This window comes from Streptomyces sp. NPDC059909 (genome assembly GCF_042730885.1).
Taxonomy (GTDB): domain Bacteria; phylum Actinomycetota; class Actinomycetes; order Streptomycetales; family Streptomycetaceae; genus Streptomyces.
The window spans coordinates 1-20,950 of record NZ_JBHWKX010000023.1 but is presented as its reverse complement, the minus strand read 5'-3'; the positions used below and the strand labels follow the sequence as shown (position 1 = coordinate 20,950).

General features: G+C 72.0%; 19 protein-coding genes and 1 rRNA gene. 4 read left to right on the top strand and 16 right to left on the bottom strand.

The window, feature by feature from the left end:
* Positions 1-77: 77 nt before the first annotated feature.
* The 3 genes from ACFV9O_RS17680 to gmd all read right to left on the bottom strand — a co-directional run bounded on the left by ACFV9O_RS17680 (position 78) and on the right by gmd (position 3,623).
* Positions 78-1,553 carry an O-antigen ligase family protein gene (locus ACFV9O_RS17680; RefSeq protein WP_385418525.1) on the bottom strand — a complete coding sequence of 492 codons (1,476 nt, stop codon included), beginning with the start codon at positions 1,551-1,553 and terminating at the stop codon, positions 78-80.
* A gap of 95 nt (positions 1,554-1,648) precedes the next feature.
* Positions 1,649-2,578 (bottom strand): glycosyltransferase family 2 protein, encoded by a 930-nt coding sequence (locus tag ACFV9O_RS17675; RefSeq protein WP_385418523.1) that lies wholly within the window; start codon positions 2,576-2,578, stop codon positions 1,649-1,651.
* Positions 2,579-2,582: 4 nt separating this feature from the next.
* Positions 2,583-3,623 carry a GDP-mannose 4,6-dehydratase gene (gmd, locus tag ACFV9O_RS17670; protein WP_385418520.1) on the bottom strand — a complete coding sequence of 347 codons (1,041 nt, stop codon included), beginning with the start codon at positions 3,621-3,623 and terminating at the stop codon, positions 2,583-2,585.
* A gap of 194 nt (positions 3,624-3,817) precedes the next feature.
* On the opposite strand from gmd, the gene ACFV9O_RS17665 reads away from it, so the two are divergent.
* Both ACFV9O_RS17665 and ACFV9O_RS17660 read left to right on the top strand, forming a co-directional pair.
* Complete coding sequence (locus ACFV9O_RS17665; RefSeq protein ID WP_385418517.1) at positions 3,818-5,371, top strand: polysaccharide biosynthesis tyrosine autokinase; 1,554 nt, start codon at positions 3,818-3,820, stop codon at positions 5,369-5,371.
* Between the two features lie 5 nt (positions 5,372-5,376).
* Entirely contained in the window at positions 5,377-6,360 is a 984-nt protein-coding gene (locus ACFV9O_RS17660) for a GDP-L-fucose synthase family protein (RefSeq protein WP_385418716.1), read from the top strand.
* A 99-nt stretch (positions 6,361-6,459) separates the two neighbouring features.
* Here the strand turns inward: ACFV9O_RS17660 and ACFV9O_RS17655 are convergent, their stop codons facing one another.
* The 6 genes from ACFV9O_RS17655 to ACFV9O_RS17630 all read right to left on the bottom strand — a co-directional run bounded on the left by ACFV9O_RS17655 (position 6,460) and on the right by ACFV9O_RS17630 (position 12,767).
* Positions 6,460-7,563 carry a glycosyltransferase family 4 protein gene (locus ACFV9O_RS17655; RefSeq protein WP_385418515.1) on the bottom strand — a complete coding sequence of 368 codons (1,104 nt, stop codon included), beginning with the start codon at positions 7,561-7,563 and terminating at the stop codon, positions 6,460-6,462.
* 89 nt (positions 7,564-7,652) lie between these two features.
* On the bottom strand, positions 7,653-8,390 hold the full coding sequence (locus tag ACFV9O_RS17650) for a hypothetical protein (RefSeq protein WP_385418512.1): 738 nt from the start codon (positions 8,388-8,390) through the stop codon (positions 7,653-7,655).
* Between the two features lie 311 nt (positions 8,391-8,701).
* Positions 8,702-10,420 (bottom strand): DNA repair protein RecN, encoded by a 1,719-nt coding sequence (gene recN / locus ACFV9O_RS17645; RefSeq protein ID WP_385418713.1) that lies wholly within the window; start codon positions 10,418-10,420, stop codon positions 8,702-8,704.
* 259 nt (positions 10,421-10,679) lie between these two features.
* On the bottom strand, positions 10,680-11,615 hold the full coding sequence (locus ACFV9O_RS17640; protein ID WP_385418509.1) for an NAD kinase: 936 nt from the start codon (positions 11,613-11,615) through the stop codon (positions 10,680-10,682).
* The gene (locus ACFV9O_RS17635; RefSeq protein WP_385418506.1) at positions 11,612-12,427 is read right to left on the bottom strand and encodes a TlyA family RNA methyltransferase; all 816 of its coding nucleotides are present in this window, start codon (positions 12,425-12,427) and stop codon (positions 11,612-11,614) included. The genes ACFV9O_RS17640 and ACFV9O_RS17635 overlap by 4 nt, the downstream gene beginning before the upstream one ends.
* A gap of 7 nt (positions 12,428-12,434) precedes the next feature.
* A complete protein-coding gene (locus ACFV9O_RS17630; protein WP_385418503.1) occupies positions 12,435-12,767 on the bottom strand; it encodes a hypothetical protein in 333 nt (110 codons plus the stop codon).
* A 42-nt stretch (positions 12,768-12,809) separates the two neighbouring features.
* Between ACFV9O_RS17630 and ACFV9O_RS17625 the strand changes: the two genes are divergently transcribed.
* On the top strand, positions 12,810-13,157 hold the full coding sequence (locus ACFV9O_RS17625; RefSeq protein WP_385418501.1) for an SCP2 sterol-binding domain-containing protein: 348 nt from the start codon (positions 12,810-12,812) through the stop codon (positions 13,155-13,157).
* Here ACFV9O_RS17625 and ACFV9O_RS17620 read toward each other — a convergent pair.
* From ACFV9O_RS17620 to ACFV9O_RS17605, 4 genes are all read right to left on the bottom strand, one after another.
* Positions 13,141-13,980, bottom strand: coding sequence for an ABC transporter ATP-binding protein (locus ACFV9O_RS17620; RefSeq protein ID WP_385418498.1), 840 nt, complete (start codon positions 13,978-13,980; stop codon positions 13,141-13,143). The genes ACFV9O_RS17625 and ACFV9O_RS17620 overlap by 17 nt on opposite strands.
* A gap of 83 nt (positions 13,981-14,063) precedes the next feature.
* Complete coding sequence (locus ACFV9O_RS17615) at positions 14,064-15,101, bottom strand: FecCD family ABC transporter permease (protein ID WP_385418495.1); 1,038 nt, start codon at positions 15,099-15,101, stop codon at positions 14,064-14,066.
* Complete coding sequence (locus ACFV9O_RS17610) at positions 15,098-16,156, bottom strand: FecCD family ABC transporter permease (RefSeq protein ID WP_385418710.1); 1,059 nt, start codon at positions 16,154-16,156, stop codon at positions 15,098-15,100. The genes ACFV9O_RS17615 and ACFV9O_RS17610 overlap by 4 nt, the downstream gene beginning before the upstream one ends.
* 65 nt (positions 16,157-16,221) lie before the next feature.
* Positions 16,222-17,256: an HAD-IIA family hydrolase gene (locus ACFV9O_RS17605; RefSeq protein WP_385418492.1), complete on the bottom strand. Its 1,035-nt coding sequence runs from the start codon at positions 17,254-17,256 to the stop codon at positions 16,222-16,224.
* An 89-nt stretch (positions 17,257-17,345) separates the two neighbouring features.
* On the opposite strand from ACFV9O_RS17605, the gene ACFV9O_RS17600 reads away from it, so the two are divergent.
* A complete protein-coding gene (locus ACFV9O_RS17600; RefSeq protein ID WP_385418489.1) occupies positions 17,346-18,626 on the top strand; it encodes a DUF1015 domain-containing protein in 1,281 nt (426 codons plus the stop codon).
* A 137-nt stretch (positions 18,627-18,763) separates the two neighbouring features.
* Here ACFV9O_RS17600 and ACFV9O_RS17595 read toward each other — a convergent pair whose 3' ends face one another.
* The 3 genes from ACFV9O_RS17595 to rrf all read right to left on the bottom strand — a co-directional run bounded on the left by ACFV9O_RS17595 (position 18,764) and on the right by rrf (position 20,766).
* Entirely contained in the window at positions 18,764-19,540 is a 777-nt protein-coding gene (locus ACFV9O_RS17595) for a hypothetical protein (protein ID WP_385418707.1), read from the bottom strand.
* The gene (locus ACFV9O_RS17590) at positions 19,432-20,391 is read right to left on the bottom strand and encodes a hypothetical protein (protein ID WP_385418704.1); all 960 of its coding nucleotides are present in this window, start codon (positions 20,389-20,391) and stop codon (positions 19,432-19,434) included. Before ACFV9O_RS17590 ends, ACFV9O_RS17595 begins: the two co-directional genes overlap by 109 nt.
* A gap of 258 nt (positions 20,392-20,649) precedes the next feature.
* A 5S ribosomal RNA gene (gene rrf / locus ACFV9O_RS17585) occupies positions 20,650-20,766 on the bottom strand.
* Positions 20,767-20,950 lie beyond the last annotated feature (184 nt).

The following is a 20,950-nucleotide window of genomic DNA, read 5'->3' as shown; positions in this document are numbered from 1 at the left end:
TTGTGATCGCCTTTGGTGGTCTTTACCGGCAATTGCGAACTTTACACGCCGTGCCTCTCGCGCCGCCCGGTCGCCCCTCAGCACTTGGCGCGGGGTGCACTGCGGTGCAGTTCCCACGCCGGCCCGGGGCGGGCGGTGGCCGCTGGACGGGGCATGGTGGCCATGGGATCCCGCCTGCCGGACGGTGACTTACGCATAACGCTGTCAGCTGCGCAGATTCGGGCCTGCCACATGCTCAGCCCCAGCAGTACCGCCTGCTCGGGAAAGGCCGAGTAGGAGACAAACAGCACCAACTGGCCGATGACAGCCAGACGCAGAGCCAGCGTCCCGGGACCTCCCCTGACGAGCCACCGCCAGACCACGAAGTAGAGGACCAGCAACGCCACCACTCCGGCCAGGCCCAGCCGCAGCATGACGTGCAGGTAGTAGTCATGAGGGGAAACCGTGACGAGGCCGCCCGCGAAGTACCGCTCGTAACCGGAGCCGAAGGGCGCCCCGATCAGCCACTGGGCCGGCGAACGCGGCGCGTTCAGCAGATCCTGCCAGCCGATCACCCGCCAGGCGAACGTGCTGTGCGTGCCCTGTGTCTCTCTGAAGGAATCGGCGAGAGAGCCACCGATCGCGCCGAGAGCGCCGGCGGAAAAGAGCAACACCGTCAGGCAGAGCACCAGAGCCCCCGCAGTCGCGGACGCCATGCGTTGCCCCGCACGCGCGGGACGCAGTCCCCACCACGCGACCGCCATGGCCGCGGCAGCCACCCAGATGGTGCGGTGCTGCAGCAGCACGACAAGGACAAGAAGCAGTAAGGCCGCCAGGGGCCTGGCACGCCCGCGCCACACGCCTTCCTTCTCGCCACGGTCCGCAGTCCCGCCATGCTCCGGCGTGCGGGAAGGCGCCGGTCCAGGAACCGAGGCGCCAGGCCTGAGCGGGCACAGCAGCAATGCTGCGGCCTGCGTCAGGACAAGCGCCGCGGCGGCGGGTACCGGTCGGGAGTCGACCGCGACGCCGCCGACCGCTACCTGGGTGTTGGCCGCATGCAGTCCGCGGCCCGCCCAACCGATCAGGCTCAACAACGCATACGCGGCTGCGGTGGCCAGCCATGCCCGGGTGACGACCCGCCCCAGTGGGGCGCTCTGGGGCACGGTGGCGATGTACAGGGCGATGGCAAGGAAGTGCCAGAAGTAGACCCGGGAGTCGTTGCCGGCTGCCTGGAGGCCGAAGGTGGCGATCCCTCGCAGGGTCGACCATCCGGCAAGGACGACCAACGCCATAACGGGAAACAGTCCGGCATGGGCCGAAGGACCGCGACGCGACACTCGTACCAGGGCGACACACAACGCGCAGGCGGTCAGGACGTCGGCCGGGTAGATGCGGACACCGATGTCGAGAGCGGCCGACTGCCCGCCGACAGCGACGGCCCAGATCTGGATGCCCAGCAGCAGCCCGATGGCGATCGCGCAGTGCCGGGTGAAGACCCACAGCAGCAGCCCGACGAGCGGCAGTGCCGTGAGCAGCGTCAGCAGAGTGTGCGGGTCAACGGGAAGGTGTCGCACCGTGATCCATTCTGGGGTGTGGAAAGCGCGCGGAGAGAGCAAGTCCCGCAGCCGCCCGCACGATCATTGGTCCGTCCGGCGAAGTGTCCGAGTAATCACGGATCCGCTCGAACGAGCGCGTGTCGATGGCGTGGCAGGGTTCGTGGCCGGCGCACGGTGGACCGCAGGGCGGTCTTCAGGTACGGGGCGCAGAAGACCAGCGGGGCCCAGGGGCCGAGGTGACGGTGGCAGTACCGCCACCAGGATCCCGGCGGCTGCTCCCGCACCGAGACCAGACGACGCAGCGCGGTGCGCACCCCGATGCCTGGCTCGGCCGAAGTGCCTTGTGCGAGCGGCGGGTGGCCCTCGCAGGTGCCCACGTGACCGGGGGCGAGCAGCACCGGGATGCCGGCCCGGCCGGCGCGGAGCCCGTAATCGATGTCACCCATGCGGTGAGGAAAGGCGGGGTCAAGGTCCCCCAGGATCTGCCTGGCGAGGGCGGTGACCAGAACCGCGTTGCCGTTGCCGGTCGCGCACGGCTTGGGCTGGTGGACATCCGGCTCGATCCGTTCCAGATACGGAGAGTGCAGGTGGGCACGGACGAATCGATAGCCGCTGTAGGTGGTGCGAGTGCCGTCGCCGGAGCGCATGGCACCGACGGCGACGGCCGGGCGACCCAGTGGTGCGGCGGTGTGAAGCAGCGCGGCAAGCGCTCCCGGGTCGAGGACCACGTCGTCGTTGAGCCACAACACGTGGGCCGCGGGGTCGGCGCGGGCAGCGGCGATTCTGGTGCCGGTCCCCCAGTAGACGTCCGCATCCACAGTGACCACGTCGGTGTCCGGGAATGCGGCCCGCACGTCAGCGGCCGTTCCGTCGACGCTGCCGGCATCGACCAGATGAACGGTGAAGCGGATGCCGGCGGGAAGGCCGGTCTGGGCATGCAGGGAGGAGATGGCCTCAAGGGTTCTGTCACGACGGTTGTGGCAGGTCATCAGCACGGCGACATCGCGCGGAGCGTCGCCGGGCGCGACGTGGTCAAGGTGCACCGCGTCACCGCACGGCCGGAGCGGGGACGCTGGGCGGAGGTGCCTGGCCACCGGTCCCGGTGGTGTGCCCAAGCCCGCTGAGCTCCGCGTCGACCATCAGTCGGGCCAGTTCCGGGGCGCGCATCGCCGGACGCCAACCGAGATCCCGTTCCGCCTTGGAGGCATCACCGACCAGGTGATCGACCTCGGTCGGTCTCAGGTATCGCTCGTCGAACCGCACGTGGTCGCGCCAGTCCAGGCCGATGTGAGCGAAGCACTGTTCGACGAAGTCACGCACGCTGTAACTGGCGCCTGTAGCGATCACGTAGTCGTCCGGGGCATCTTGCTGCAGCATCAGCCACATTGCCTCGACGTACTCCGCGGCGTAGCCCCAGTCCCGGCGGGCATCAAGATTGCCGAGGTGGAGGACATCCTGCAGGCCGGCCTTGATCCGGGCGGCGGCCACGGCCGCCTTTCGGGTCACGAACGTGGGGCCGCGGCGCGGGGATTCGTGGTTGAACAGGATGCCGTTGACGGCGTAGAGGCCGTACGCCTCCCGGTAGTTGCGGGTGACCCAGTACGCGTACACCTTGGCCGCCCCGTAGGGCGAGCGCGGGTGGAAGGCGGTGCCCTCGTGCTGGGGCGGCTCCGCCGCACCGAACATCTCCGAGCTGGACGCCTGGTAGAAGCGGCACGGAAGGCCCGTTCGCCTGATGGCCTCCAGCAGCCGTGTGGTACCCAGACCCGTGGTGTCCCCGGTGAACTCGGGTTCGTCGAACGACACCCGCACATGCGACTGGGCGGCCAAGTGGTAGACCTCGTCCGGCTGGACCTGCTCCAGCAGACCGGCGATACGGGTCCCGTCGGTGAGGTCGCCGTAGTGCAGAAAGAGCCGTGTTTCGGGGTCGTGCGGATCACGGTAGAGATGCTCGATGCGCTGAGTGTTGAAGGTGGAGGCGCGGCGGACGATTCCGTGCACCCGGTAGCCCTTCTCCAGCAGCAGTTCTGCGAGGTAGGAACCGTCCTGGCCGGTGATGCCGGTGATGAGCGCCGTCTTGACTGTCACACGCACTCCTTCGCTGGGGGTGGGGGGGTGCCGAAAGCGGACGGAAACCTCCTGTGCAGGCGGGCACCCCGACACCTTGATCAGTGTAGGGACAACTTATGCGCTTTTTGCGGATTGTGGCGTTTTGCAATTTTTGCCCCATAGATCCGTAAGGTGAGGACTGCCCTCACTGGATCCGATCGGGGACGGACACCTTGGACCTACGCGACTACCTTCGAGTCCTCACTCGCCGCTGGTGCGCCATCACCGCGCTGACCCTGCTCGGTACGGCGGCCGGCGCGCTCGTCACCTACACCGCGGTCCCCGAATACCGGGCCGACGCGAAGCTCTTCGTCAGGTTGCAGGGCGGAACCGACGCCGACACGGCTCAGCTCGCCCAGGGAAGTCTCTTCACGCAGGCTCGTGTGCAGTCGTACGCGGAAGTCGCGTCAAGCCCTCTGGTGACCCGACACGTCGTGAAGACGCTGAAGCTCGGTATGTCACCGACTCAGCTGAGCCGCAGGATCAGCGCGACGGTGCAGCCGGACACCGTGCTGCTCCGGCTCTCCGTCACCGACACCCGGCCGAAACGGGCAGCCCGGATCAGCAATGCCGTTGCCGAGCGCTTCGCCGAGGTGGTCCGAAACCTCGAGCGCCCGGTGAGCGCCTACGAGTCCCCGGTGAGACTCAGTGTCACCGAGCCGGCCGCAGTGCCCTCCGCTCCCATCTCCCCACGCCCCGCCGTGAACCTCGCCCTCGGACTGCTGGCCGGGCTCGCCGTCGGAGTCGGTTTCGCCCTGGTGAGGGAAGCGCTGGACACCACGGTACGCAGCACCCAGGCTCTGACCGAGTTCCTGGCCGGGTACGGCGGCCCGTCCGTACTCGGCAGCATCGTGTACGACTCACAGGCCACCACCCATTCGGTGGCGGCGCGCGACGACATGCACGGCCTCCGCGCCGAGAACTTCCGGCAGCTGCGCACCAGTCTGCAGTTCGTGGACGTGGACCGGCCGCCCAAGGTGATTGCGGTGACCAGCCCGCTGTCGGGTGAGGGGAAGAGCAGTGTCGCCGTCAACCTGGCCGCGACACTGGCCGAGACCGGCGCCTCGGTGTGCCTCGTCGACACCGATCTGCGTCGTCCTTCCACGGCCCGCACCCTGGGGCTGGTCCGGGACGCGGGGCTCACCACCGCGTTGATCGGCCAGGCCGAGGTGGAGCAAGTGCTGCAGTCGGCGGGCTCCTTCTCCGTACTGACCAGCGGCTCGGTTCCGCCCAATCCCACCGAGTTGCTGGGCAGCACTCAGCTGACGACCGTGCTGCACGCCCTCGCCGAGAAGTTCGACCACGTTGTGGTGGACACCGCTCCCGTACTCCCGGTCGCGGACGCGTCCGTCATCGCCTCCGCCGTGGACGGCTATCTGCTGGTGGTGCGTGCTTCACGCACGAGCCGCGCTCAGGTCGCGGAGGCTCTCCGCGCACTGCGGCACGTCGGCGCCTCCGTGCTCGGCACGGTCCTCAACATGGCGTCGTCGAAGGAGGAGCACGGCACTTACGGCTACGCCTACGAATACCGGCCGCAGACCCACGCACCCAGCCGCTTCACCCGGTGGGGCGGACTGGTACGCGGCGGCAGACCCGCACCGTCCACCGGCACCGCTCCGGCTCTCCCGACACCCGGCGGAGAACGGGACGTCCAGGTCGCCGGCGCTGAGGAGGCGCCCGATGACGCGCCGAGCCCGGTGACCGCCGAGCGGAGCGCTCAGCGGTGAGCGCCGTGACCTCGGAGCGGTCCGTGGAGACGGCCCGCCCCCTTGACCGCCTGGCGCGCGTCTTCGTGGCCGGAAGCCGTGGACTCGTCGGCTCGGCACTGCGGCGACACCTGGTGCGGGAGGGTTTCACCGATGTGATCGGCCCCGGCTCCGCGGAACTGGACCTGCGCGAGCGCGGTGCCGTGCTCGACTGGTTCGCGGCCATGCGGCCCGACGTGGTGGTCCTGGCCGCCGCGCGAGTGGGCGGGATCAGAGCCAACGCCACCCAACCCGCCACGTTCATCTCCGACAACCTGCGCATCCAGGTCAACGTGCTGGACGCGGCCCTGGAGCAGGGCGTGGAGCGCCTGCTGTTCCTGGGCTCCAGCTGCATCTACCCGAAATTCGCCGACCAGCCCATCCGGGAGGAAGCACTCCTGACGGGTGCGCTGGAGCCGACCAACGACGCCTACGCCATCGCCAAGATCGCGGGGATCCAGCAGGTACAGGCGGTACGGCGGCAGCACGGCCTGCCATGGATCTGTGCCATGCCGACCAACCTGTACGGCCCCGGGGACAACTTCCATCCACAGCACTCCCATGTGCTGCCGTCGCTGATCCGACGCTTCCACAAGGCCCGGCAGACCGGAGCGCGACGGGCGGTGAACTGGGGTACGGGGACGCCCCGCCGGGAATTCCTGCACGTGGACGACCTTGCGCGCGCATGTCTGCACCTGCTGGAACACTACGACGCAAACCAGCCGGTCAACGTCGGCACCGGCACGGACCTGACGATCCGGGAGACCGCGGAGCTGGTGGCGGAGGTCGTCGGCTACCAGGGGACCATCGAGTGGGATGCGGAGCAGCCGGACGGCGCCCCTCGCAAGCTCCTCGACATCTCCCGGCTCACCGCGCTGGGATGGGCGCCGCGCATCGGTCTGCGAGAGGGTCTGGCACAGACGTACGCGTGGTACAGGGAACACCTCGGGTCCGGTGCCCTGCGTCGCTGACCGTCTCGCTCCGGCCGGTCGCGAGCGGAGGCACAGTGCGCCCCCTCCCCCACCGAGGGAGCGCGAGGACGAATGCGCCGCGGCGGGGGCAGCCGGCGGTCAGGGGCGCCCGGGCCGCGGAGGTCGTGACTGGGTGAGCTCGTCGTAGATGCTCAGCACCTGCGCGATGGTCTCGTCCTCCGTCGGCCACGTGGCCGCCTGGGCCGGGCCGGCCGTTGCCAGACGCCTGCGGCGGTCCGGGTCGGCCAGGAGGCCGGTGACGGCCCTGGCGAGTGCGGCGGGGTCGCCGTAGGGGACGAGTTCCGCGGCCTCGCCGACGAGTTCGGGGATGCCACCGACGCGGGTCGCGACGAGCGGGACGCCGAGGCGGAGCGCCTCCTGGGCGAGGAGGGAGCGGGCCTCCCAGCGGCTGGGGAGCAGGGCGAGGTCCGCCGCCGCGAGCAGGTCCGTGACGTCGTCGCGGCGCCCGATCAGCCGCACCGGGAGACCCTCCGCGTCGATGCGCCGCTGCAGCAGCTCCCGTTCGCCCCCCTCCCCCGCGATCGCGACCAGGGGCACGGGGTCGAGTCCGCGCCAGTCGCGGGCGGCGTCGAGAAGGGTGGCGTACCCCCGGTCCGGTTCGAGCCTCCCGACCGCCATGAGCAATGGCCGGTCGACGGCCCCCAGTTCCGCCCTCGCCTTGTTCTCGTACGAACCCACCGGGCGCCGCGGTCCCGGCACCGACACCGGCGAGAGCCGGGCGTCCCGGGCTCCCCGGTCGCGGGCCCGGTCGACGAGCTCGGACGACGTTCCGAGCACCACCGCGGCGGCCCGCACCGCCCTTCGCTCCAGCAGCCGCAGCACCTGGCCCCGCGCACCTCCGGCGGGCGCCCGGGTGTGCCAGGTGACGACGAGCGGCGCCCGGCGCTGCCGGCCGAGGGCGAGCCCGGTGCGTACCGCGGCGTCCAGTCCGTGCGCGTGCACGACGTCCGCCGCGGCGCACACCGCCCGCAGCACGGCGACCGCGGCCGGGTCGCTGCGCCGCGGCACGGGCACGAAGTGCGCTCCGGCGCCGAGGAAGTCGTAGTCGTGCTCCAGGGACGCGGGCGCGCACACGGTCACCCGCACTCCCCGCGCCACGAGCCCGGCGGCCAGTGACCTGACGTGAGCGCTGCTGCCCGCGCTGCCGCCGCCCAGCACCTGGACCGTATGCAGCTGTGTCACGCGCCAAGGATGCCAGTCCGTACGCACGTTCCGGCACCGCCGAGGCGTCCTTGCCGTGTCCGGCGCCTCAACTGTGCGGTCGGGATCACTCACATGGGTGAGCGCGCGAGGTCCGTGACGCGGTCGCCGTACACCGTCGCCGCAATCAGCGCCGCCGCGTGGGCGGCCAGACCGACTCGGCCGTTGCCCGCGGCGATGGCAGCCCCCAGCGCCGCGCCGAGCGCGTGCGCACCGGCGTCGCCCATCATGGTGCTCTCGCCCAGGTCGTCGCCGGCGACGGCGGCCGCGGCGCCCATCGGCGCGGCGGCGAGCGGCCCCCGCAGCAGCCCGGGCGCGCCGAGCCCGAGCACCGTGAGCGCGGCTCGGCCCGGCCGTACGTCGACGAGGTTCACGAAGTGCGCGGTACCGGCGATCACGACCCCCGCGAGCACCTTGTCGACGGGCCGCTCCTTCAGTGCCGCCCCCGCGAGCAGCCCGGCGGCACCGATCCCGAACAGCTTCACGGCCCCGCTGGTGACCTCGCCCTGCCGCAGGGCCCCGAGGTGGGCCCTGAACCCCCGCCGGTCGTCCCCGGCGGCATCGTCGTACGCCCCACAGGCCCCGGCCGCCAGCACCGCGGCAGCGGTCCCGGGTGCGCCTGCGGCCACCGCGCCGAGCGCCGCGCCCACGGCCACGGCGGGCCCGGCGCACAGATCGACGGTGCGCCCGGCGTAATTGGTGCGCTCCCAGCGCGCGTGCCCGCGCGTGCGGTCCCGGAGTGTGCGGTACGTGACTTTCGTGACGCCCACGGCGGCCCCGAAGGCGATGACCCTGCTGAACGCTCCCATGATCGTCACCCTGGACCGGGGTGCGCTGAGCACCGGCGGGTGGGGTCAAGGGCCGTGGCGCGCGACAACCCACCCCACGGGAGAGCCGCCACCCGAAGCAGGAGGGGGCGTGCAGGTTCGGCCCCGCAGCGGTCGGCAGTGAGTGCCGGGTTCTTCACGGTGCACGGAGGTCCGCCGGCCCGAGGAGTCGAGCCCGGAGGGCCTCCGACCCACCCACCGGCGCACTGCGCCGCACCCGGTACGGGTGCGTCAGACACACCCCTCACCGACGCACGCCGTCCGTGGCGGAGGATCCAGGGGGCGGCACCCCCTCAGGCCTCGGCCCGCGCCGCGGCCAGCAGCTCCTCCGCGTGGGCCCGCGCCGTCTCCGAGTCCTCCTGCCCGGCGAGCATCCGGGACAGCTCCCGCACCCGGTCCTCGCCCTCGAGCACCGTGACTCCGGACCGCGTCACGGACCCGTCGTTCGTCTTCTCGACGAGCAACTGCCGGTCCGCGAACGCAGCCACCTGCGGAAGGTGCGTCACGACGACCACCTGCGCGGTCTTGGCCAGCTTCGCCAGCCGCCGCCCGATCTCCACCGCCGCCTTGCCGCCGACGCCCGCGTCGACCTCGTCGAAGAGATACGTCGGCACGGGGTCGGTCCCCGCGAAGACGACCTCCACCGCGAGCATCACGCGCGACAGCTCACCTCCGGACGCGCCCTTGGCGATGGGCCGGGGCTGGGCGCCGGGGTGCGGGGCGAGCAGCAGCTCGACCTCGTCCGCGCCGGACGACGAGTACGCGACGGTACGTCCGTTGACCTCGATCCCTTCCGGGTCCTCGGACTGGCGGATGTCGATGGTCACGCGCGCGTGCGGCATCGCCAGGTGTGCCAGTTCCGCCGTGACCGCCTCCGCGAACCGTGCCGCCGCCTCCGTACGCGCGTCGGTCAACGCCTGGCCCAGCCCGGAGAGTTCGGCGCGCAGCGCGTCGCGCTCCGCGGTCAGCTCGCCGATCCGGTCGTCGTCGCCCTCCAGCTCGGTGAGGCGCCCGGCGCTCTCCTCGGCCCAGGCGAGTACGGCGTTGATGTCCTCGCCGTACTTCCGGGTCAGCCCGCCCAGCGCCGCCCGTCGTTCCTCGACCGCTGCCAGCCGCAGCGGATCGGCGTCGAGGTTGTCGGCGTAGCCGGCGAGCTCCCCCGCCACGTCACCGAGCAGGATGGAGATCTCGCCCATCCGGTCGGCGAGTGCGGCGAGCGCCGGGTCGTGGGAGCGTACGGCGTCCAGGGCCCTCCCCGCGCCTGCGACGAGCGTGGTCGCGTCGACGCCCTCGGGGTCTTCGGGGTTCCCGGCGAGTGCGGCGTGGGCGAGAGACGCGGCGGAGGCGAGGGCCTCGGCGTGACCGAGCCGCTCGGCCTCGGCGGCGAGCTCCACGTCCTCGCCGGCGCGCGGCTCGACGCCCGCGACCTCGTTCAGCCCGAAGCGCAGCAGATCGGCTTCCTGGGCGCGCTCGCGGGCGCGCGTGGTCAGCTCGGCGAGCTCGGCGGAGACGGCCTTGAGTCGCCGGTACGCGGCCACGTACTTGGCGTGCGGCCCGGCCACGGCGTCGCCCGCGTACCGGTCCAGGGCCTGCCGCTGCCGCGCGGGCTTCAGCAGCCCCTGCTGGTCGGTCTGCCCGTGCACGGCGACGAGCTCGTCGGCGAGCTCGGTGAGCATGCCGACGGGCACCGAACGCCCGCCGAGGTGGGCGCGTGAGCGCCCCTCCGCCGAGATCGTCCGGCTGATCAGCAGCGCGCCGTCGTCGAGTTCGGCCCCGGCCTCCTCGGCCCGTACGGCCGCGGGGGCGTCGGCGGGCATGGTGACCCGCCCCTCGACGACCGCCGACTTGGCGCCGATCCGCACGAGGGCGGGGTCGGCGCGCCCGCCGAGCAGCAGCCCGAGGCTGGTGACGACCATGGTCTTGCCCGCACCGGTCTCGCCGGTGACCGCCGTGAATCCGGGCGACAGCTCGACAACCGCGTCGTCGATGACCCCGAGCGACCGTATCCGCATCTCCTCCAACACGGAGAAGACCTTACGAGGTCGGGGCCCGGATGTGCGACGGCCCCCGCCCCTCGCGTACGGACCCGCAGGTCGGCGCCCCCACCATCACCCGCCGGTGTGTCCCGCACACCACCGGTACGGGCACGCGCGTCCAGCCCGTCCGGACGGTACCGGCCACCCACCAAGCCCGCCCGCAGGGCGCGTACCGGCGCCCGGGCCCGCACCCGGACCGGGACCCAGGCACCCGGACCCGGGCGCACCGCCCACGTCAGCGCGGCGCGCCCCGCCACCCCGACACCGGCAGGGCGAACTTCGCGACGAGCCGGTCCGTGAACGACGCGTGGTGCAGCCGGGCCAGCCGGACCGGCACGGCGCCCCGCCTGACCTCCACCCGCGCCGCGGGCGGCAGCTCGACGGCGCGGCGGCCGTCGCACCACAGCACCCCGTGCGGCGTGCCCGACTGGACCTCCACCGCGAGGACGGACGTCGGCGACGTGACCAGCGGCTTCGCGAAGAGGGCGTGCGCGCTGATCGGGACCATCAGCAGGGCCTCGACCTCGGGCCACACCACGGGACCGCCCGCCGAGAAGGCGTACGCGGTCGACCCGGTCGGGGTCGCGCACACGATGCCGTCGCAGCCGAAGCCGGTCACCGGCCGCCCGTCGATCTCCAGGACGACCTCGAGCATCCGCTCGGCCGAGACCTTCTGGACGGCGGCCTCGTTCAGCGCCCAGTCCCGGTGGACGATGTCACCGTTGCTCCGTACGGCGACGTCGATGGTCATCCGCTCCTCGACCTCGTACGCACGCGTCACGACCCGGTCGACCACCTTGTCCAGGTCGTCCCGCTCGGCCTCCGCGAGAAAGCCGACCCGCCCGAGGTTGACGCCGAGCATCGGCACCCCGGAGGCACGGGCGAACTCGGCACCGCGCAGCAGCGTCCCGTCGCCGCCCAGCACAATCAGCAACTCGCAGCCGTCGAGGACCTCTGGCGTGGCCTCGGGCACCGTCTCCACGGTCGCCGGCAGGGGCAGGTCCGCCGCCTCGAAGGCGAGCACCCGCACGCCGAGGCCCGCGCGCAGCAGGCCCTGGACGACGAGTTCGGCGCTGCGGATGGCCGCGGGCCGCCCGGTGTGCGCCAGCAGGAAGACGGTGCGTGTCCGTGTCTTCGTGCTCGTGTCGCTCGTATCGCTCGTATCGGTCAACGCGGCCCCTCCGCCACTGCACGATCGACGTCCGCCGGGTCGAGTTCCGGTGCCCCGGCCCGGAGCCACAGAAAGTACTCGACGTTGCCGGAGGGTCCCGGCAGCGGACTCGCGGTCACCCCCAGCACGCCCAGGCCGAGCTCACCGGCCTGACGCGCCACGGTGCGTACTGCCTCGGCGCGCAGCTCCGGGCTGCGCACCACTCCGCCGCTGCCGAGCCGCTCCTTGCCGACCTCGAACTGCGGCTTGACCATGAGGACGAGATCGGCGCCGGGCGCCGTGCAGCGCACGAGCGCGGGCAGCACGAGGCCGAGCGGGATGAAGGACAGATCTCCGACGATCAGGTCCACCGCCTCCCCGTCGATCGCCTCAAGGGTCAGCTCACGCACATTCGTACGATCCTTGACCGTCACGCGTTCATCACTCTGAAGAGACCAGGCGAGCTGGCCGTAGCCGACGTCGACGGCGACGACGTGCGCCGCTCCGGCCCGGAGCAGCACATCGGTGAAGCCGCCGGTGGACGCGCCCGCATCCAGTGCCCGCCGTCCCTCGACCTTCAGCCCCTGCGGCACGAAGGCGGCGAGCGCGCCGGCGAGCTTGTGGCCGCCGCGCGAGACGTACTCGGGGTCGCTGTCGTCCTGGGCGACGACGATGGCGGCGGCCGTCTCGACCTGGGTGGCGGACTTGGTGGCGGTGTTGCCGCCGACGGTCACCCGCCCTGCCGCGATCAGCTGGCTCGCATGCTCGCGCGAGCGGGCGAGCTTGCGGCGTACCAGCTCGGCGTCGAGACGGCGGCGTGCCACTCCTGCCACGTTCGGTTCAGCTCCTGTGGTCGTACGAGTCGTCGGGGCGGCCCGAAGGGCCGCGATGAGGGGTGGTGGTCGGGTGACCGGTGGGAGACGCAGGCCGTGCGTCGAGCGCGGTCAGCGTGTCGCGCAGGGCCCGATGTACATCCTCGTACACCTCCACGTGTCCGTCCGGAGGAAGGTGGTCGGCATCGGCCAGCCGCTCCAGATGCGCGTCGACCTCGGCATTGCCGGTGGGGGCGCGCTCGACACCGAGGGGGGCGGGCGCGGCAGGGTCGTACGCCTCGGCCGCCGGCGCGGCCTCCTCTGAGGCTTCGGGGGTGGGGCCCGGGATCGAGTCGCTCATGCCCAGACGTTACCGCGAAGCCCTGGGGTACCGTCGGTCCCGATGGCGACCACGGAGGAGTGCCGCAGCGCACTCGACAGACTTTCGGACAATCTGGCGACGGCGGACGGAGAGGTGCGCAGCGCGACCGCGCTCGACCGTTCCCTCAGCTGCCACATCACGGATCTGGACATCACCTTCACCGGGCGTCTCACCGCGGGCCGGATCCAGGTGCTGGACATGCTGGACGGCCCGCCGCCCGACAAGGCGGAGATCCGGCTGGCGATGGCCGGTGACGACCTGGTGGCGATGGTGGACGGGCAGCTGAACTTCGCGAAGGCCTGGGCCTCCGGCCGGGTCAGACTCGAGGCCGGCTTCCGCGATCTGCTGCGTCTCAGGGCGCTGCTGTAGTCACTGCCTCCGCGGACGACGCCGGCGCCGCACCGGGGCGACGGCGCCGCGCCAGCGGCACCACCAGCGGCGTACCCGTCTCCGGGTCGTCGATGACCTGCGCGCGGACACCGAAGACCTGCTCCACCAGCTCGGCGGTGACGACGTCGCCGGGAGCGCCCTCCGCAGCGATCTTCCCGCCGCGCATCGCGATCAGATGGGTCGCGTAACGGGCCGCCTGGTTCAGGTCGTGCAGCACGGCGACGAGGGTGCGGCCCTGCGTCTCGTGCAGCTCGGCGCACAGGTCGAGGATCTCCAGCTGATGCTGGATGTCGAGGAACGTGGTCGGCTCGTCGAGCAGCAGCAGCGGGGTCTGCTGGGCGAGGGCCATCGCGATCCAGACGCGCTGGCGCTGGCCGCCGGAGAGCTCGTCGACACAGCGGTCGGCCAGTTCGGCGACTCCGGTCGCGGCCATCGACTCCTGGACGACCCGCTCGTCCTCCCGGGACCACTGGCGCAGCAGGCCCTGGTGCGGATAACGGCCGCGGGCGACGAGGTCACCGACGGTGATGCCGTCGGGGGCGATCGACGACTGCGGAAGCAGGCCGAGCGTCCTGGCGACCTTCTTCGCGGGCATCGAGTGGATGGTCTGTCCGTCGAGCAGCACCCGGCCCTGGCTGGGCCTGAGCATCCGCGAGAGCGCCCGCAGCAGCGTGGACTTGCCGCAGGCGTTGGGGCCGACGATCACCGTGAACGAGTTGTCGGGTATCTCGACCGAGAGGTCCTCGGCGATGACCCGCTGGTCGTAGGCGAGGGTGACCGATTCCGCGGTGAGGCGCTGCATGGACGTACTCCTGGGGTTCTTCTCGGTCGGGTGCGGGCCGGCGCCCCGCTGTGGCTCCGCGTTCGTACGCTCGGACCGGGCGCTCATACGCGGCCCGCCTTGCGCTCGGTGACCAGCAGCCACAGCAAGTAGACGCCACCGAGCACACCCGTGACGACGCCGACGGGCAGTTCCCGGTCGCCGAACGCGGAGGTGGCGACCCAGTCGGCGGAGAGCAGCAGGGCCGAGCCCATCATGGCGCTCGCCGCGATGTTCGGCCCCGGAGAGCGGGTCAGCCGGCGGGCGAGCTGGGGCGCGCTGAGCGCGACGAAGACGATCGGCCCCGCCGCGGCGGTGGCGACCGCCGTGAGCAGCACGGCCGAGCCCATAAGGACGGCCCGGGTCCGCTCGACGGCGATGCCGAGCGCGTACGCCGCGTCGTCGCCCATCTCCAGCATCCGCAGCGGCCTCCCGTAGGCCAGGCACAGCGGGACGAGCACCGCGCAGACGGCGAGGAGCGGCCAGAACTGGCTCCAGTCGCGGCCGTCGAGCGAGCCGGTCATCCAGACCACGGCACGGGTGGCGTCGACGAGGTTGGCCTTGGTGAGGAGGTAGTGGATGGCACCGGTGAGCATGGCGGCCACGCCGATGCCGACGAGGACCAGCCGGTAGCCGTGCACTCCGCGCTTCCAGGCGAGCAGATAGACGGCGACACCGGTGGCCAGACCGCCGACGATCGCGCCGCCCGCGACGGCGAACGCGCCACCCTGGAAGACCACGATGACGATCAGCGCGCCGACCGTCGAACCCTGGCCGAAACCGAGCACGTCCGGGCTGCCCAGCGGATTGCGCGCGAGGGACTGGAAGACCGCCCCGCCCACCGCCAGCGCCGCGCCCACCAGCAGCGCCACCAGCACCCGCGGCAGCCGCACGTCCTGGACGATGAACTCCTGTGCGGGCGTGCCGTTCCCGAGCAGCGTGGCCACGACCTCGCCGGGCGCCATCGGGAAGTCGCCGCTGCCGACGAGCACGACACCGGAGGCCAGCGCGGCGGCCAGGAGCAGCACGGCGACGAGGGCCGCCCTCGGGTCGACGCGGACGGAGAGCCCGCCGGGGGTGCGTATCGCTTTCACGGCCTTCACAGCTGCGCCATCCTCTTGCGGCGTACGAGGTAGATGAAGACGGGCCCGCCGATGAACGCGGTGACGACGCCGACCTGCAGCTCGGCGGGGCGCGCGACGATCCGGCCGACGACGTCGGAGCCCAGCAGCAGCACGGGCGAGAGCACCGCCGCGTACGGCAGGACCCAGCGCATGTCGGGGCCGGTGATGGCCCGTACGAGATGCGGGACCATCAACCCGATGAAGACGATCGGCCCGCAGGCGGCGGTCGCCGCGCCGCACAGCAGGGTGATGGCGACCATGGCCACGACCCGGGTGCGGGTGAGATGCGCTCCGAGCGCGCGTGCGGTGTCGTCGCCCATCTCCAGCGCGTTGAGCGGCCGGGCGATGAGCAGCGCGAGCACCACTCCGGCGCCGATGAACGGCGCGACCTTGCCGATGGTCGCGGGGTCGGCCGATGCGAGCGAACCGACGGTCCAGAAGCGCAGCCGGTCGAGCGCCGCCGAGTCCAGCAGCTGTACGGCGTTGACGTAACCGTAGAGCGCAGCGGTGGCCGCGGTCCCGGCGAGCGCGAGCCGTACGGGCGTCGCGCCCCGGCTCCCGCCGAGCACGTACACGACCACCGACACCACTCCGGCGCCGAGGAACGCGAACCACACGTAGTCCGTGAGGGAGGTGACGCCGAGGAAGCTGATGGCGGACACGACGGTGGCCGCCGCGCCCGCGTTGACCCCGAGCAGCCCCGGCTCGGCGAGCGGGTTGCGGGTCAGCGCCTGCATCACCGCACCCGCGAGGCCGAGCGCCACGCCGACGAGCAGCCCGAGCACGGTCCTCGGCACCCGCACATCATGGACGATCACGTCGTTGCCGGTACCGGAGTTGTGGAAGAGCCCGTGCCACACATCGGCGACCGGGACCGACTTGGCGCCGATCGCGATGCTCGCGACACAGACCAGCAGCAGGACGCCGACGGCGAGCAACAGCCCGGCGGCGCGCAGCGCATGGCGCCGGCGCGGCTCGGGCGTGGATGCTGCGGACGTCGGTTCCGCGCTCGGTTCGGGGGGACTGTCGACCAACACGCGGTTAGGTTAGCCTACCCTGCCACAGCGTCTCGATGAGGGAACCCGCGCAGGGCGGCGCCTCACCAGCCCAGCTTGGCCAGTGCCTTGCCCGCCTCCGGCGTGCCCGCCGCATCGCCCGCATACGTCCACGCCGCCGCGCACAACGCCCGCAGCCCGTCCAGCGCTTCGCCGTCCCCCTCCAGCGCGAGCGCGTCCCCGCGCACGGTCGCCGTCCAGCCCCCGCAGCCGAACCCGTCCTCCGACAGGGAGCCGGCCACTTCGGGCTGCCCGGTCAGCAGCCCTCGCAGATCGGCGTCCACATAGGTCGGACGGTGCTTCGGCTCCGCGGCCAGCAGCTGCGCAGGGTCCGTCACCCCGGTCAGGACGAGCAGCGAGTCCACGCCGCCGTTGAACGCGCCCTCGATGTCCGTGTCCAGCCGGTCCCCGACCACGAGCGGACGCTCGGCGCCCGTCCGCAGAATCGTCTCGCGATGCATCGGCGGCAGCGGCTTGCCGGCCACCTGCGGCTCGGCGCCCGTCGCGATCCGGACGACCTCCACGGCGGCCCCGTTCCCCGGCGCGATCCCCCGCGCGCTCGGGATCGTCAGGTCCGTGTTGGACGCGAACCACGGCACCCCGCGCGCGATCGCGTAGCACGCCTCGGCGAACCGCCCCCACGCCAGCCCGGGCCCGCCGTAGCCCTGCACCACGGCAGCCGGGTCGTCGTCCGCGGACTCCACGGGCTCCAGCCCGCGTTCGCGCAGTGCGACCCGCAGCCCGTCACCGCCGACCACCAGCACCCGCGCCCCCGCCGGGACCTGGTCGGCGATCAGCCGAGCGACGGCCTGCGCCGAGGTGATGACGTCCGCGGCCTCGGCCGGCACTCCGAGCTCGGTGAGGTGGTGCGCCACCGCCTCGGGCGTCCGCAGCGCGTTGTTCGTGACGTACGCGAGATGCATCCCGGCGCCGCGCGCCGCGGCGAGCGCGTCCACCGCGTGCGCGATGGCCTCACCGCCCGCGTAGACCACCCCGTCGAGGTCGAGCAGAGCCGTGTCGTACGCCGCGCTCAGCGCCTGCGCGCTGCCGCTCGGCCTGGTCCTGCCCTGCTCGCCCATGCTGGTCCGCTCCTCATTTCGTGGCTTTTATCGATCGCCCGATCCTCCCCCGATCATCGCGCATCGCCGCAGCCACATACGATGCATCAATGAACACGAGAGGTCGGGCGGCCGAAGGCGGTCTGCACATGATTCCCTTCCGCGGACTGCGCTACGTCCCGGAGCGGGTCGGCAGCCTCGCCGCCGTGACCTCACCGCCGTACGACGTCGTCGTACGCCCCGACGGACTGCACCACCTGGAGTCCGCGGACCCCCACAACATCGTCCGGCTGATCCTCCCCCAGGCCGGGAGCCCGGCCGCCCGCCATGAGCTGGCCGCCGAGACCCTGGACCGCTGGCTGGCCGAGGGCGTGCTCGCCCCCGATCCCGAGCCGGCGCTGTACATCTACGAGCAGCGCCGAGGAGACACCCTGCAGCGCGGCATCATCGGCGCGCTCGCCCTGTCCGCCCCGGACGAGGGCATCGTGCTCCCCCATGAGGACGTGATGCCCCATGTGGTGGCCGACCGCGCGGCGCTGATGCGCAGCACCGCAGCCAATCTCGAGCCGCTGCTGCTGACCTACCGCAGCGACGGCGCCGCGACCGGGGCCACCGCCGTCATCGAGCGGATCATCCATGAGCGCGCCCTGCTGGTGACGACCACGGAGGACGGCTTCAGCCACCGCCTCTGGGCGGTCACCGACCCGGCGGACCTGGCGGAGATCGCCACGGACCTGGCCCGCCACCAAGCCCTCATCGCCGACGGCCACCACCGCTGGGCCACGTACCTCCGCCTGCGCGACGAACGGCCGGCTCCCGGACCGTGGAACTACGGCCTGGTCCTGCTGATCGACACGGCCCGCTACCCGCTGCAGGTACGGGCGATCCACCGCCTGCTGAACCGCCTCCCGGTCGCGGACGCCCTGGCCAAGGTCGAGGGCCTCTTCCGGGTACGGGACATCGACGGGCCTCTGCCGCACGCCCTCGAGGCGCTGGCCGCTGCGGCCGCCGAGGGCAACGCTTTCCTGCTCGCGGGCGACGGACGCTTCCACCTCCTGGACCGCCCCGACGCGGACCTGCTGGCGCGTACGGTTCCGGCCGGCCGCCCGCACGCTTGGCAGCAGCTCGACGCGACCGTCCTGCACGCCGCGCTGCTGGAGAACGTCTGGCGCATCCCGGACTCCCCCGAGGACATCACCTACATCCACGACACCGAGGCCGCGGTGACCCAGGCCGAGCGCCGCGGCGGCACGGCGGTGCTGATGCATCCGGTACGGGAGGACGTCGTACGGGACCTCGCGCGGCAGGGCGTCACGATGCCGCGCAAGTCGACGTCGTTCGGCCCGAAGCCGGCGACGGGCCTGGTGCTGCGGAGCCTGAGCATCAACTGACGGCTGGAGGCTGACGGCTGACGGCTGACGGCTGACGGCTGACGGCTGGAACCTCGGACAGTACGGAAACGCCGAAGGCCCGGCACCCCCTCGCTCGCGGGTGCCGGGCCTTCGCTGTGTGTGCCGGTGCGGCGGGATCAGGCCTTTTCGCCGTCGCCCTCTACGTCGCCCTTCGCGGGGGTGTCGGACTCGTCCACGTCCCGCGCGGCGGCGTCGTGGTCCTCGTCGTCCTCGTCGGTCAGGGCATCGACGAACTCGACCCCGTCCAGCTCGGCGAGCCGGTCCGAAGCGTCCGTGGACCCGTCCTTGTCGGCCTCGACGGCCTTGGCGAACCACTCACGCGCCTCGTCCTCACGCCCGGCGGCCAGCAGCGCGTCGGCGTACGCGTAGCGAAGGCGTGCGGTCCACGGCTGCACCGAGCTCGACGCCAGCTCGGGACTCTGCAGCGTGACGATGGCGGCGTCCAGCTGGTCCATGTCCCTGCGCGCCCCGGCGGCGACGAGCCGCATCTCGACCTGTCCGGCCTTGTCGAGCTTCTGCACCTCGGGCTCGCCGGCCATGGCCAGCGCCCGCTCGGGCCGGCCGAGACCGCGCTCGCAGTCGGCCATCACGGGCCACAGGTCGACGTTCCCGGTCATACGCCGAGCCGCGCGGAACTCCGCGAGTGCCTCGGAGTACTTCTGCGTCGCATACGCGGCGAAGCCGGCGGCCTCGCGTACGGCGGCGACACGCGACGCGAGCCGCAGCGCCACGCGCGAGTAGCCGTAGGCACCTTCCGGGTCCTCGTCGATGAGTCGCGCCACCATCACGAGGTTCTTGGCGACGTCCTCGGCGAGCGTCTTCGGCAGGCTCTGGAGCTCCTGCCGCACGTCCTTGTCGATCTCGTCGCCCGTGACGTCCTCTGGAATCGGCAGCCGCTTGATCGGCTCCCGGTCCCGGTCGCGCCCACGATCGCGGTCCCGGTCGTCCCGGCGCCCGTACCCACCACGATCGTCCCGCCCACGGTACCCACCGCGGTCCCGGTCACGGTCGTCACGACGGGGCCCCCGCGGAGCACGGTCATCGCGGCGGAAACCGCCACGGTCGTCGTCGCGGCGCGGAGCACGGTCGTCCCGGCGCGGAGCACGGTCGTCGCGACGGAAACCGCCACGGTCGTCGTCCCGGCGCGGAGCACGGTCGTCCCGGCGGAAACCACCACGGTCGTCGTCCCGGCGCGGAGCACGGTCGTCCCGGCGGAAACCACCACGGTCGTCGTCCCGGCGCGGAGCACGGTCGTCCCGGCGCGGACCACGGTCATCGCGACGGAAACCACCACGGTCGTCGTCCCGGCGCGGACCACGGTCGTCCCGGCGCGGAGCACGGTCATCGCGACGGAAACCGCCACGGTCGTCGTCGCGGCGCGGACCACGGTCGTCCCGCCGGAAACCACCACGGTCGTCGTCCCGGCGCGGACCACGGTCGTCCCGGCGCGGACCACGGTCGTCCCGGCGGAAACCGCCACGGTCGTCGTCCCGGCGCGGACCACGATCGTCCCGCCGGTCATCCCTGCGGTCGTCCCGTCGGTCGTCACGACGCCCATAGCCACGGTCGTCGCGGGGGAAACGGCCTCCGCGGCTGTCGTCCCGCCGGTCGTCACGACGGCCGTAACTGCGGTCGTCCCGGGGGAAGGAGCCGCCGCGCTCACCGCGTCGGTCGTCACTGCGGTCGTCGCGGCGGAAACCGCCTCCGCGGTTGTCGTCCCTACGGTCGTCACGGCGGTCGTCACGACGGCCGTATCCACCGCGGCTGTCATCCCGGCGCGGCCCGCCTCGGTAACCGCCCCGGTCGCCACCACCGTCCCGGTGGCGCTGCTCGCGCTCCGGACGATCGTCGGAGGAGTTGGTGGACATCGGCATGGCTCCTGTCTTCGGGTACCGCATTCATTCTCGCGCAGCCGGCCATCCGACGCGCTTCGGAAAATCTAGGAAAAACAAAAGGACCCGTGGTCCCAGCTGAACGCTGGGACCACGGGTCCTGAAAGATTGTTCGGCGGCGTCCTACTCTCCCACAGGGTCCCCCCTGCAGTACCATCGGCGCTGAAAGGCTTAGCTTCCGGGTTCGGAATGTAACCGGGCGTTTCCCTAACGCTATGACCACCGAAACCCTATCGGGTTCGAGCGAACAAGCACACTCTTCAATTAAATAAGTGGATCTGGTTCGACCGGTGCGACTGTTCGCAACCCGGGAACCACACAGTGGACGCGAGCAACTGAGGACAAGCCCTCGGCCTATTAGTACCGGTCAACTCCACCAGTTACCTGGCTTCCATATCCGGCCTATCAACC